The 487-nt window shown below is 37.0% G+C and carries 2 protein-coding genes; both read right to left on the minus strand.

Features of this window, described 5'->3' with window-relative positions; genetic code table 11:
• On the minus strand, nucleotides 1-344 hold a 344-nt coding region (locus tag AAEY83_RS12820), incomplete at its 3' end, for a hypothetical protein (RefSeq protein ID WP_351059271.1).
• Nucleotides 345-487 (minus strand): tRNA lysidine(34) synthetase TilS (gene tilS, locus AAEY83_RS12825; protein ID WP_351059274.1); only part of this gene is annotated, 143 nt, incomplete at its 5' end.

A 487-nucleotide genomic window follows, 5' to 3' on the forward strand; every position in this document is an offset into this window, starting at 1 on the left:
CCGCTAGGCTTTGCACATACCAATTTATAAATAAACAACGCAGCACAAAAACCAAAAAAGAACCCGCTAATTAAATTAAGTAATGCAGTAATAGTCGCAAGCGGTGTAAATAATACTAAAAGCAGTGGCAGACTCACGCCTAAAATAAAAAACAATCCACCTTTACCTAACCAATAAGCTAATAAAAGTACTGCAGATGCAATCCCACCAGCGACTGCATAACCTAACGTAACTATATTTAACTCAAGTAAAACATTAGCGATAACAGCAATAAGCGCTGTTATTAGCATACCCATTGGCGCTTTTTTTACTAACGATAAGCCAACATGCGGCTGTTTACTCATTTATTTACACTCCCAAAAAATACCTTTTTCATCAACATGCTTAGCGCTTATAAAACAACCAACCACTTGAACTAATTCATCATTATAAAAAATAAGTGGCACACTGGCGCGTAGCCACGGCGCTATTTTTGCATCTTTAAACC

It is taken from the genome of Psychrobacter sp. TB20-MNA-CIBAN-0197, assembly GCF_040309765.1.
In the GTDB taxonomy this organism is placed as follows: domain Bacteria; phylum Pseudomonadota; class Gammaproteobacteria; order Pseudomonadales; family Moraxellaceae; genus Psychrobacter; species Psychrobacter submarinus.